Below are 12055 nucleotides of genomic sequence, written 5' to 3'. Positions count from 1 at the left end.
AGATTTTTTGTAGGAGACACCATGCAGTTCAACCCTGAAGCCACCGCGGGGACAATGCCCGAGGCCCGTTACATCCTGCCGCAGTTCGAAGAGCGTACCCCGTACGGCTTCAAGCGCCAGGACCCGTACGCGAAGCTGTTCGAGGACCGCATCATCTTCCTGGGCGCCCAGGTCGATGACGCCTCGGCCGACGACGTCATGGCCCAGCTGCTCGTGCTGGAATCCATGGACCCGGAGCGCGACGTCACCCTGTACATCAACTCGCCCGGTGGTTCCTTCACCGCGATGACCGCGATCTACGACACGATCCAGTTCATCCGCCCCGAAGTGCAGACCGTGTGCCTGGGCCAGGCCGCCTCGGCCGCCGCAGTGCTGCTGGCCGCCGGCACCCCGGGCAAGCGCCTGGCGCTGCCCAACGCCCGTGTGCTGATCCACCAGCCGGCCATGGGCGGCGGGGAGCGCGGCACCGCGACCGACCTGCAGATCCAGGCCGAGGAAGTCATGCGCATGCGCGAATGGCTGGAGAACACCCTCTCCTCCCACACCGGTCAGGACACCGAGAAGGTCCGCAACGACATCGAGCGTGACCTGTTCATGACGGCCGATGAAGCCAAGGCCTACGGCATTGTGGACGAGGTGCTCACCTCCCGCAAGCTCGCTCGCCAGGTCGGGCACTAGCAGCAAACCGGGTGGCGACCCGGGAATAAAGAAGTGAACGATGGCGGTTTACCGAGAGTAACCCCGAGCAGGCAGCGGGCACACGATCGGTAGACCGCCATCTTCAGCTAAAGCGTCGGCGTCCTGTCTTAGACTTAACTTTAGATCACGGTCCTCAACTTATAGGGAGAACAGCGCGATGGCACGAATGGGAGAAGGTTCGGACCTGCTGAAGTGTTCTTTCTGCGGAAAGAGCCAGAAGCAGGTTAAGAAGCTGATCGCAGGCCACGGTGTCTATATCTGCACCGAATGCATTGAGCTGTGCAACGAAATCATCGCCGAGGAGTTCGCCGAGGAACACACCAGCGAGGAATTTTCGCTGCCCAAGCCCCGGGAGATCTTCTCCTCCCTGGAGGAGTACGTCATCGGGCAGGAAGCCGCCAAGCGCGCCCTGTCCGTGGCCGTGTACAACCATTACAAGCGCATCCACGGCAACCAGGACAAGGCCCCCGTCGCGGCCCTGACCAACGACGACCCGCTCAGCGACGTCGAGGTCTCCAAGTCCAACATCATGCTCATCGGCCCCACCGGCTGCGGCAAAACCTACCTGGCCCAGTCGCTGGCCAAGAAACTGAACGTCCCGTTCGCGGTCGCCGACGCGACCAGCCTGACCGAGGCCGGCTATGTCGGTGAGGATGTGGAGAACATCCTGCTCAAGCTCATCCAGGCCGCCGACTACGACGTGAAGAAGGCCGAAACCGGGATCATCTACATTGACGAGATCGACAAGATCTCGCGCAAGAGCGAAAACCCGTCCATCACCCGCGACGTTTCCGGGGAAGGCGTGCAGCAGGCACTGCTGAAGATCCTGGAGGGCACCGTCGCCGCCGTGCCGCCCCAGGGTGGACGCAAGCACCCGCACCAGGACTTCCTGCAGCTGGACACCACCAACATTCTGTTCATCGTCGCCGGCGCTTTCGCCGGGCTGGAGGAAATCATCTCCTCCCGCGCCGGACGCAAGGGCATCGGCTTCGGGGCGCCGCTGACCGCGCTGAAATCCGAAACCGCCTCCTACTCGGACGTGCGGCCCGAGGACCTGCTGAAGTTCGGGCTGATCCCCGAATTCATTGGCCGCCTGCCGGTGATCACCACCGTGGAACACCTGGACCGCGAGGCCCTGGTCCGGGTGCTGACCGAGCCGAAGAACGCGCTGGTCAAGCAGTACCAGAAGATGTTCCAAATGGACGGGGTGGCCCTCAGCTTCGAACAGCCGGCACTGGAGGCCATCGCCGAACTGGCGATCGAGCGGGAAACCGGTGCCCGCGGCCTGCGCGCCATCCTGGAGGAGACCCTGGCCTCGATCATGTTCGACCTGCCCAGCCTGGAGGACATAGGGGAAGTGGTCATCACCCGTGAGGTGGTGCTCGACGGCGCAGAACCGACCCTGGTTTCCGCCGCCGTCTCCGACAAGCGCGGCAAGAAGTCCGCCTAGGACCGGCCGCCGGCTTTGCAGAACCGCAGCCGGCGTCGGCACCGCGGGAGAGCGCAGTAGTACACAGAACGCAACGTCGAGAAGAAAGTGGGAATCACCATGGCCGAACGAGCCCAAGTAGGTTTCTGGTTCGATCCGATCTGCCCCTTCGCCTGGGCCACCAGCCGCTGGATGAAGGAAGTGGAAAAGGTCCGCGACGTGAACGTGACATGGAACGTCATGAGCCTGTCCGTGCTGAACGAGGGACGCGACCTGGATGCGGACTACCGCAAGTCGATGGACAGCGCCTGGGCTCCGGTTCGGGTGATCATTGCCGCCGCGGCCGAACACGGTGAGCAGTACAAGGACAAGCTGTACACCGCCATGGGCGAACTGATCCACTACGAAAAGGTTCAGGACCGCGAGGAAGTGGTCCGCCTGGCCCTGGAACGGGTGGGTCTTCCGGCCGAGCTGGCCGAGGCCGGGCAGAGCGATGCCCACGATGAGGCGCTGCGCGCCAGCCATGAGGCGGGCATCAACAAGGTGGGCCAGGACGTGGGCACCCCGATCGTGGAGGTCAACGGCACCGCGTTCTTCGGCCCGGTCATTACCCGGGTCCCGACCGGCGAGGACGCGGGCAAGTTGTTCGACGCCTCCGTGCAGCTGGCTTCCTTCCCGTACTTCTTCGAGATGAAGCGCACCCGCACCGAGAGCCCGGTCTTCGAGAACTAGGCATGACCCAACGAGAATGGCGACCACTAAGTGTGGTCGCTTTTCTCGTTTAGTCCCATCCAGATCGTAGGCCACGTGAAAGGAAAATCAGTGGCACTAGCTAAGCAAGCTTCCCACGACGGCTCGATGCGGCTCCACCCCATACCCCGGGTGATCGCGGCGGTGCTGCTGATCCTGGGCCTGCTGGCCCTGCCCACCGGGATCATCAGCCATTGGGGCAAAACACAGCTGCTGGACACCCCCACCTTCAGTGCCGCCCTGGCCCCGCTGGCCCAGGATCCAGGGATCCAGCAACAGGTCACGGACGAAGCCACCGGCGCCATCATGGACCGGGTGGAATCCGTGGTGCACGACTCCCGGATCCCCGCCGATAGGCTGCCGAAGTGGCTCTCGACCCTGGCCCAGCAGACCGGAACGGCGCTGGGGAATGCACTGGACACGGCTCTGGATGAGAAGGTTCAGCCGCTGGTGCATGAGGCGGTGCAGTCCGCGGTGCGTTCCGACGCGTTCGCCCGGGCCTGGGAGCAGGGTGTGCATCTGAGCCACACCCAGAGCCTGGCGGTGCTGCGTGAAGAAAGCTCCACGGTCAACCTGCAGGACTCCGGACGCCTGAGCATCAATCTGGGGGTGCTGGTTGATGCCGTGAAAACCGACCTGGAGCAGCGCGGGGTTTCCCTGGCCTCACTGATCCCGGACGTCGATCATGAGGTGGTGCTGCTGCACTACTCGGATTTGGGCCAGGCCAAGGGGTGGGTGGCGTTCTTTGACGCCACCGGCGGCTGGCTGCTGTGGGCGAGCCTGGGCCTGCTGGCTGCCGGGCTGCTGCTGAACTACCGTGCATTGCCGTTGACGGCGGCCACTGCCAGCCTGCTGCTGGCCGCGGTGGTCGCGCTGTCCGACTTCGTCCAGTCCTCCTTGGGCCGCTGGCTCGGTCAGGATGGGCAGGGCGGCGGCATCGTGCGCCAGGGGTACACGAACCTGGTGCAGCAGGAGCATTCGCTGCTGGTGGCGCTGGCGATCTGGGTGGGTGTGCTGGCGGTGGCCAGCCGCCTGCTCATCACGCCCGGGGAAGGAGCGGCACGGGATGCCGGTGCCCGAGCGGATGTGCGGGCACGGCTGCGCGAAGGCGTGGGCTACGGGACGATCCTGCTGATCGCGTTGTGGCTCTGCCTGGGATTCGCGGTGTCCCCGCCGGCACTGGCCGCAGTGGTGGTGCTGGCCGTGGTGGGCCTGTTCTCGCTGCGCCCGGCCCTGCGCGCCCTGGGCCGCTAAACCGTCTCGCCGGGGGCAGGCGCTGCGGGCTTCTGGGAAAACCGTGGCTCCGGAAGGATGTTTGTCATTCTTCCGGAGCCACGGTTGTTTTTTGGGTGATCACCCTGCGCGGTGCACCTACTGGGCGGCGACGTCCTCGGCCGGAGCCAGTTCGACGTTCAGTACCTGCAGCTCACCGTCGGACTCGATCAGCTGCAGGTCACGGGCGTTGCCGGCCGACTTCAGGTCGGCGAATCCCGGACGCAGCTGGTCCAGCAGGCTGGCTGGGGCATGGATCTGCCCGGAGAGCACCTCGGTGCGCTGCTTGACCTTCGCATCGCTCTTGGCCTTGCGGATCCCGGACAGTGCCAGGCCCACGGTGGGCAGCACCGCGGTGTCCGCGCTCTGGCGCACCTGGGACAGGTGCCCGGCGGTCGGCCAGGCGCTCTGGTGCACCGAACCGGTGCGCCACCAGCTCCAGACCTCCTCGGTGGCGAAGGGCAGGAACGGGGCGAACAGGCGCAGCACCGCATCCAGGGTGGTGGCCAGGGCGGCCAGCACGCTGGCCTGCTCGGCCTGCCCGTGCCCGCCGTAGGCGCGGTCCTTGATCAGTTCCACATAGTCGTCGGTGAACGACCAGAAGAACGATTCGGTGATGTCCAGGGCCCGGGCGTAGTCGTAGGACTCGAACGCGCGCTTGGTGTCCTCGATGACCACCGCCAGGCGGGCCAGCAGCGAACGGTCCAGCCCGTTGGTGATCACCGCGGCGTCATCGGTGAGAATGTTCGCCTCGGTGGCACCCAGGTTCAGCACGAACTTGGAGGCGTTGAGGATCTTGATGGCCAGACGGCGCCCGATCTTCATCTGGTTGATCTCATACGCGGTGTCGGCGCCGAGCCGGGCGCTAGCCGCCCAGTAGCGCACGGCATCCGCGCCGAACTTCTCCAGCACCTCGGTGGGAACCACCACGTTGCCCTTGGACTTGGACATCTTCTTGCGGTCCGGGTCCAGGATCCAGCCGGAAATCGCCGCGTGGCGCCATGGGGCGTCCCCGTGCAGCGCGTCGGCGCGCACCACCGTGGAGAACAGCCAGGTGCGGATGATGTCATGGCCCTGCGGGCGCAGGTCGTACGGATAGACCTTGGAGAAGAAGGACTGGTCGGTGTTCCAGCGTCCGGCGATCTGCGGGGTCAGCGAGCTGGTGGCCCAGGTGTCCAGCACATCGGCGTCCCCGATGAAGCCGCCGGGCTGGTTGCGCTGGTCCTCGGTGTAGCCGGCCGGGGCCTCGGCCACCGGGTCCACCGGCAGCTGCTGGGCCTGCGGCAGCAGCGGCGCGTCGTAGTTCGGCTCGCCGTTCTCATCCAGCGGGTACCACACCGGGATCGGCACCCCGAAGAAGCGCTGGCGGGAGACCAGCCAGTCGCCGTTCAGGCCCGAGACCCAGTTCTCGTAGCGTGAGCGCATGAACGAGGGGTGGAAGTCGATCTGCTCGCCGCGGGCGATCATCGCCTTGCGGCGGTCCTCGTCGCGTCCGCCGTTGCGGATGTACCACTGGCGGGAGGAGACGATTTCCAGGGGCTTGTCGCCCTTTTCGAAGAAGTTCACCGGGCGGGTGACCTTCTTCGGCTCTCCGTCGAGCAGGTTCGCTTCCTGCAGCAGCTCAACCACGGTCTCCTTGGCGGAGAACACGGTCTTGCCGGCGATCTGGGCGTAGGCCTCGGCCCCGGCGGGGCTGGTGATCCACTCGGGGGTTTCGGCGATGATGCGTCCGTCGCGTCCCACGATGGCGCGGGTGGGCAGCTGCAGTTCACGCCACCAGGTCACGTCGGTCAGGTCACCGAAGGTGCAGACCATGGCGATGCCCGAGCCCTTGTCGGCCTGGGCCAGGGCGTGTGGGCGCACCTCGACCGGGACGCCGAACAGCGGGGAGGTGACGGTCTTGCCGAACAGGTGCTGGTAGCGCTCGTCCTCCGGGTGGGCGACCAGGGCGGCGCAGGCGGCCAGCAGTTCGGGGCGGGTGGTCTCGATGAAGACCTGCTCGCCGTCCTCGGTGGTGAACGGGTAGCGGTAGTAGGCGCCGGCGACCTCGCGGTCCTCCAGCTCGGCCTGGGCGACCGCGGTGCGGAAGGTGACGTCCCACAGGGTCGGGGCCTCGGCCATGTAGGCGTCCCCGGCGGAGAGGTTCTCCAAGAAGGCGCGCTGTGACACGGCCCGGGAGTTGTCATCGATGGTCCGGTAGGTCATCCGCCAGTCCACGGACAGGCCCAGGGTGGTGAACAGCTGTTCGAAGACCTTCTCGTCCTCCACGGCCAGCTGCTCGCACAACTGGATGAAGTTCCTGCGGCTGACCACGTCCCAGTCGCGCTGGTTCTTCGCCGGCTTGGCCGGCGGCTGGTAGTCCTGGATGTAGGGCTTGGACGGGTCGCAGCGCACCCCGTAGTAGTTCTGGACGCGGCGCTCGGTGGGCAGGCCGTTGTCGTCCCAACCCAGCGGGTAGAACACGTTCTTCCCGCTCATCCGCTGGTAGCGGGCCACCACGTCGGTCTGGGTGTAGGAGAACATATGGCCCACGTGCAGCGAACCGGAAGCGGTCGGCGGGGGAGTGTCGATGGAGTACACCGCCTCGCGGCTGGTGTCCTCATTGAAGTGATAGGTGCCCTCGGTGCGCCACCGGGACGAAAGACGTTCCTCCAGGCCTTCCAATGCGGGCTTGTCGGGAACTGAAACCGTGTTGGGCGTGTCTGTGCCCAAGTTTTCTTCTGCCATGTAAGCCATTCTTTCATGTTTCCTCGCCCGGGCGGGCATTGCGGCCCATGGGGTGGGACACCCGGCGGACAGCGCGTAAGAGTCATTCACCCCGCTCGTGGTGGGCCGCCGCGCCGTTCTATTCTGGTGCCATGACCAACCATGAAAACTCCCCAGCCCCCGCCACCGAAAGATCCGCCGTCGTCACCGGGGCCTCCAGCGGCATCGGCCAGGCCACCGTCAGGGCGCTGCGCCAGGAAGGGTGGCGCGTCTACGCCATCGCCCGGCGCGCCGAGCGGCTGCAGAGCCTGGCCGCGGACACCGGGGCCATCGCGCTGGCCGGGGATGTCAGCGAGCAGCACAGCGTCGACGAGCTGACCTCCCGGATCCTTGCCGCCGGCGGGGTGGACACCGTCATCAACGTGGCCGGCGGGGCCCGCGGGGTCGACTACCTGGCCCAGGCCAAGGACGCGGACTGGGACTTCATGCTGCAGGTGAACGTGATGGGCACCATGCGCCTGACCCGGGCGCTGCTGCCGCACCTGCGCACCGTGCAGGGCACCGTTTTGAACCTGACCTCCACCGCCGCCCTGGCCAGCTACGAGGGCGGCAGCGGCTACAACGCGGCCAAGGCCGCCCAGCGGGCCCTGACCCAGGCGCTGCGCCTGGAGGAAGTCGAGCACGGGGTCCGGGTCATCGAGGTGCTGCCCGGGCTGGTGGCCACCGAGGAATTCTCGCTGCGCCGGCTGGGCAGCGAGCAGGCCGCCGAGCAGGTGTACGCCGGGGTGGCCGAACCACTGAGCGCGGCGGACGTGGCCGAGGTGATCCGCTACGCGGTCAGCCTGCCGCACCACGTGAACCTGGACGAGATTGTGATCCGCCCGCAGGCGCAGGCCGCCAACCACAAGCTGGTGCGCCGCCAGGAGCCGGGACAGTGACCGGCCCGCAGCCCGGCAGCGACCAGCCGGTGCGCCCGGTGCACGTAGTGGCCGCCTCGCACGGCACGGACAACCCGCATGGGCAGGAGCAGATCAACCGGCTGCGCCAGCAGCTGGTCGAGCAGGCCGCCGGGCACCGCGCCCTGCGGGACCAGGGCGTGGAGCTCATCTGGCATGAGGCCTACGTCGACGTGCAGCATCCGCAGCTGCCCGAGGTCCTGAAAAGCCTGCCGGAGGGGGAAGCGGCCCTGGTGCTGCCGCTTCTGGTGGCCGATGGGGTGCACACCACCGAAGACATCGCCGGGGCGGTTGCCGGGCGGGCCTACACGGTGGCCGCCGCACCGCTGGGCGCCTTGCCGGCCCTGGCCGCGGTGCTCGCCAACCGGGCCGAACCACACCTGCACGGTGCCACGACGGTGGTGCTGGCCGCCGCCGGCACCCGTCTGCCGGCCGGGCAGCAGCAGATCAGCGACCTGGCCGGGCAGCTTTCCCAGCGCCTGGGCCGAGGTGTGCAGGTGGGCTACTGCGCCGGGGCCGAACCAAGGGTGCCAGCACTGGTGCAGGGACAGGCGGGGCAGCGCGCCCTGGTGCTCAGCGCCCTGCTGGCCGAGGGGTTCTTCCAGGACAAGCTGCGTAGCACCGGCGCCTGGCAGGTGACAACACCGCTGTTGCCCGACGTCATGATCGCGCAATGTTTCCTTGAAAGACTTTTCCAGGCGCTGCAAGCGGCGGCGTGGGTGACGAAAAAAGTCGAAGTTGAGGGCCGCTAAGCCGCACGAAGAGATGTGACAGCGACCGGTTGCCAGCGGGTGGGGCCCACTTCCTACGCTGGCAACCATGACGCAGACAACCACACCAAGCCGCCGGCCCCCACGGGCCGCGAAACCCAACGGGCAATGGAAAATTGATGGCCCCACCCCGCTGAATGCCAATGAGGAACTCAAGCAGGCCGATGACGGGCTGAATGTGCGCGAACGCATCGAGACGATCTACGCGGTGCACGGCTTTGACTCCATCGACCCCGACGACCTGCACGGACGCTTCCGCTGGTGGGGGCTGTACACCCAGCGCGCCCAGGGCATCCCCGGCGGCAAGACCGCCACCTTGGAACCCCATGAGCTGGAAGATGAATACTTCATGCTGCGGGTGCGCATCGACGGTGGCGCACTGAGCACCGAACAGCTGCGGGTCATCGGGCAGATCTCCCGGGACTTCGCCCGCGACACCGCGGACATCACCGACCGGCAGAACATCCAGCTGCACTGGGTGGACATCGTCAACGTCCCGGAAATCTGGCGGCGGCTGGAAGCGGTGGGCCTGCACACCACCGAGGCCTGCGGGGACGTGCCCCGGGTGATCCTGGGCTCCCCGGTGGCCGGGATCGCCAAGGACGAACTGATCGACCCGACCCCGGTGATCCAGGAAATCGCCCGCCGCTACATCGGCAACCCCCAGTTCTCCAACCTGCCGCGCAAATACAAGACCGCGATCACCGGGCACCCCAGCCAGGACGTGGTCCACGAAATCAACGACTTCGCCCTGGTGGGCGTGCAGCACCCGGAACTGGGCACCGGCTACGACCTGTGGGTGGGCGGGGGACTGTCCGCCAACCCGCGCCTGGGTGAGCGCCTCGGCGCGTTTGTCACCCCGGGGCAGGCCCCGGACGTCTGGGAGGCGGTCACCTCCATCTTCCGCGACTACGGCTACCGCCGGCTGCGCAACCGGGCCCGGCTGAAGTTCCTGCTGGCCGACTGGGGCCCGGAAAAGTTCCGGCAGGTGCTGCAGGAGGAGTACCTGGGCTACGAGCTGCCCGACGGGCCGCCGGCGCCCAAGCCCGAACAGGCCGGGGACCACTCCGGGGTGCATGAACAACACGACGGGAAGTACTACATCGGGCTGACCGCCCCGGCCGGGCGGGTCTCGGGCAGCATCCTGCTCGCGCTCGCCGAGCTGGTCGAGGCCCAGGGCTCACGCCGGCTGCGCACCACCCCGCACCAGAAGATCATTGCCCTGGACATCCCCGGCGAGCACGTGCGGCGCTTCACCGATGCCGCGGCCGCGCTGGGCCTGGACGCGTTCCCGGGCCTGGTCAAGCGTTCGGCGATCGCCTGCACCGGCATCGAGTACTGCAAGCTGGCGATCGTGGACACCAAGGACACCACCATCGACGCGGTCCGGCAGATCGAAGCCCGGCTCAGCGACCACCAGGGCCGGCTGCCCAAGGCCCTGACCCTGCACGTGAACGGGTGCCCGAACTCCTGCGCCCGGGTGCAGACCGCGGACATCGGGCTCAAGGGACAGCTGATCACCAACCAGGACGGCGAACAGGTCCCCGGCTTCCAGGTGCACCTGGGCGGCACCCTGGCCGGGGTGGAGAACGGGGAGGCCGGGCTGGGGCGCACCGTGCGTGGGCTGAAGATCGCCGCCGATGAACTGCCCGAGTACGTCACCCGCGTGCTGGGCAGCTACTCCCGGCACTCCGCGGACGGGGAGGCCTTTGCCACCTGGGCCCACCGCGCCGAGGACGGGGAACTGTCATGAGCCGCACACCGCACACCCAGGAGCAGCTGCGCGCGATCGCGCAGCGCGGCGCCCAGGAGCTGGGCTGGGATGCGCCGGCCGCGGCCGTGGTGGATTTCGCCGCCCGGCACCTGCCCCGACCCGGGATTGCGGTGGCCTGCTCCATGGCCGATGCGGTGCTGCCGCACCTGGTGGCCGAACGCCTGCCCGGGGTCGATGTCCTGTTCCTGGATACCGGGTACCACTTCCCCGAAACCCATGCGACCCGCGATGCGGTGGCCGCCGGGCTGAAGGTGAACGTCATTGACATCACCCCCGAACTGTCGGTGGCCGAACAGGACGCCGCCCACGGCAGGGACCTCTTCGCCCGGGATCCTGCCGCCTGCTGCCGGATGCGCAAGATGCAGCCGCTGGGCCGGGCCCTAGAAGGATATTCGGCCTGGTTCACCGGGGTGCGCCGGGACGAGGCGCCCACCCGCACCGGCACCCCGCTGGTCACCTTCGACGAGGCGCACGGGCTGATCAAGTTCAACCCGCTGGCCGCCTGGAGCTTCGACGAGCTCAGCGGATACGCCGCCCAGCACGCGGTGCCGCTGAACCTGCTGCTGGCCCACGGCTACCCGTCCATCGGCTGCGCCCCGTGCACCCAGCCGGTCGCCGACGGCCAGGACCCGCGCTCCGGACGCTGGGCGGGGCTGGCCAAGACCGAATGCGGCATCCACCTCTGACACCCCCTTTTTCCCGCCATGACACCTCCGCCGCCGGGCACCCCACCCGCGGTCCCGGCGCCGACCCTGCCCTCCGAAGGAGAACCCGATGACCCTGACCGCTACCGCCCCACCGGCCACCGCCCGCAGCGTGCTGGACGCCCTGGAGGCCGAATCCATCCACATCATCCGTGAGGTGCTGGCCGAATTCGAAAAACCCGCCCTGCTCTTCTCCGGCGGCAAGGATTCGGTGGTGGTGCTGCACCTGCTGGCCAAGGCCGTCGCCCCGGCCCGGATCCCCATCCCCGTGGTGCACATCGACACCGGCCACAACTTCGGTGAGGTGATCAAGTTCCGCGACGCCACCGTCGCCCGGTACGGGTTGCGCCTGATCACCGGCTCGGTGCAGGAGTACATCGAGCGCGGCGAGCTCATCCAGCCGGCCGACGGCACCCGCAACCGGCTGCAGACCCGGGTGCTGCTGGACACGCTGGAGGCCAACGGCTTCGACGCGGTCTTCGGCGGCGCCCGCAGGGATGAGGACAAGGCCCGGGCCAAGGAACGCATCCTGTCCCTGCGCAACGAATTCGGCACCTGGGATCCGCGCAACCAGCGCCCGGAGGTGTGGAACCTGTACAACGGGCGCCACGAGCCCGGCTGGAGCGTGCGCGCCTTCCCGATCTCCAACTGGACCGAAAAGGACATCTGGGCGTACATCGAACGCGAAGGCATCGAACTGCCCGGCATCTACTTCGCCCACTGCCGCCAGGTGTTCGAACGCGACGGGATGTGGCGGGCCGTCACCCCGGTCAGCCAGCCGCACCCGCACGAGACCGTGAGCGTGCGCAAGGTGCGCTACCGCACCGTGGGGGACGCCAGCTGCACCGGGGCGGTGCTCTCCGAGGCCGACACCGTCCCCAAGGTTTTGGACGAACTGGCCCTGAGCACCCTGACCGAACGCGGAGCCACCCGGGCCGATGACCGGATCTCCTCCGCCGCCATGGAAGACCGCAAGAAGGAAGGCTACTTCTAAA

At 67.5% G+C, this 12055-nt stretch carries 10 protein-coding genes; 9 read left to right on the top strand and 1 reads right to left on the bottom strand.

The features are described from left to right. The first annotated feature begins 21 nt into the window (after positions 1 to 21). From AC6I21_RS08640 to AC6I21_RS08625, 4 genes are all read left to right on the top strand, one after another. Entirely contained in the window at positions 22 to 678 is a 657-nt protein-coding gene (locus AC6I21_RS08640) for an ATP-dependent Clp protease proteolytic subunit (RefSeq protein WP_396276757.1), read from the top strand. A gap of 178 nt (positions 679 to 856) precedes the next feature. Next, positions 857 to 2149, top strand: coding sequence for an ATP-dependent Clp protease ATP-binding subunit ClpX (clpX, locus tag AC6I21_RS08635; RefSeq protein WP_138177715.1), 1293 nt, complete (start codon positions 857 to 859; stop codon positions 2147 to 2149). A 99-nt stretch (positions 2150 to 2248) separates the two neighbouring features. Beyond that, positions 2249 to 2860 (top strand): mycothiol-dependent nitroreductase Rv2466c family protein, encoded by a 612-nt coding sequence (locus tag AC6I21_RS08630; RefSeq protein ID WP_421013733.1) that lies wholly within the window; start codon positions 2249 to 2251, stop codon positions 2858 to 2860. 90 nt (positions 2861 to 2950) lie between these two features. Beyond that, positions 2951 to 4132 (top strand): hypothetical protein, encoded by a 1182-nt coding sequence (locus AC6I21_RS08625; protein WP_497762205.1) that lies wholly within the window; start codon positions 2951 to 2953, stop codon positions 4130 to 4132. Positions 4133 to 4249: 117 nt separating this feature from the next. On the opposite strand, the gene valS is transcribed toward AC6I21_RS08625, so the two are convergent. Then, entirely contained in the window at positions 4250 to 6877 is a 2628-nt protein-coding gene (valS, locus tag AC6I21_RS08620; protein WP_497762204.1) for a valine--tRNA ligase, read from the bottom strand. A 131-nt stretch (positions 6878 to 7008) separates the two neighbouring features. On the opposite strand from valS, the gene AC6I21_RS08615 reads away from it, so the two are divergent. The 5 genes from AC6I21_RS08615 to cysD all read left to right on the top strand — a co-directional run bounded on the left by AC6I21_RS08615 (position 7009) and on the right by cysD (position 12054). Next, positions 7009 to 7794, top strand: a complete 786-nt coding sequence (locus AC6I21_RS08615; protein WP_446753550.1) for an SDR family oxidoreductase — start codon at positions 7009 to 7011, stop codon at positions 7792 to 7794. Next, positions 7791 to 8564, top strand: coding sequence for a sirohydrochlorin chelatase (locus tag AC6I21_RS08610; RefSeq protein WP_497762203.1), 774 nt, complete (start codon positions 7791 to 7793; stop codon positions 8562 to 8564). The genes AC6I21_RS08615 and AC6I21_RS08610 overlap by 4 nt, the downstream gene beginning before the upstream one ends. A 67-nt stretch (positions 8565 to 8631) precedes the next feature. Further along, positions 8632 to 10335, top strand: a complete 1704-nt coding sequence (locus tag AC6I21_RS08605; protein WP_497762202.1) for a nitrite/sulfite reductase — start codon at positions 8632 to 8634, stop codon at positions 10333 to 10335. Further along, positions 10332 to 11042, top strand: a complete 711-nt coding sequence (locus AC6I21_RS08600; protein WP_497762201.1) for a phosphoadenylyl-sulfate reductase — start codon at positions 10332 to 10334, stop codon at positions 11040 to 11042. Before AC6I21_RS08605 ends, AC6I21_RS08600 begins: the two co-directional genes overlap by 4 nt. A gap of 88 nt (positions 11043 to 11130) precedes the next feature. Beyond that, positions 11131 to 12054 carry a sulfate adenylyltransferase subunit CysD gene (cysD, locus tag AC6I21_RS08595; RefSeq protein ID WP_138177699.1) on the top strand — a complete coding sequence of 308 codons (924 nt, stop codon included), beginning with the start codon at positions 11131 to 11133 and terminating at the stop codon, positions 12052 to 12054. The last annotated feature ends 1 nt before the right edge of the window (position 12055 follow it).

This window comes from Glutamicibacter sp. St.4D3 (assembly GCF_059728615.1).
This window is presented reverse-complemented; position numbering and strand designations above follow the sequence as displayed.

Excerpts from the sequence above, each read along its gene's own strand:
- clpX (WP_138177715.1), top strand. The coding sequence starts at position 857 with ATGGCACGAATGGGAGAAGGTTCGGACCTGCTGAAGTGTTCTTTCTGC.
- AC6I21_RS08605 (WP_497762202.1), top strand. The coding sequence starts at position 8,632 with ATGACGCAGACAACCACACCAAGCCGCCGGCCCCCACGGGCCGCGAAA.
- cysD (WP_138177699.1), top strand. The coding sequence starts at position 11,131 with ATGACCCTGACCGCTACCGCCCCACCGGCCACCGCCCGCAGCGTGCTG.
- valS (WP_497762204.1), bottom strand. The coding sequence starts at position 6,877 with ATGGCAGAAGAAAACTTGGGCACAGACACGCCCAACACGGTTTCAGTT.
- AC6I21_RS08640 (WP_396276757.1), top strand. The coding sequence starts at position 22 with ATGCAGTTCAACCCTGAAGCCACCGCGGGGACAATGCCCGAGGCCCGT.
- AC6I21_RS08630 (WP_421013733.1), top strand. The coding sequence starts at position 2,249 with ATGGCCGAACGAGCCCAAGTAGGTTTCTGGTTCGATCCGATCTGCCCC.
- AC6I21_RS08600 (WP_497762201.1), top strand. The coding sequence starts at position 10,332 with ATGAGCCGCACACCGCACACCCAGGAGCAGCTGCGCGCGATCGCGCAG.
- AC6I21_RS08615 (WP_446753550.1), top strand. The coding sequence starts at position 7,009 with ATGACCAACCATGAAAACTCCCCAGCCCCCGCCACCGAAAGATCCGCC.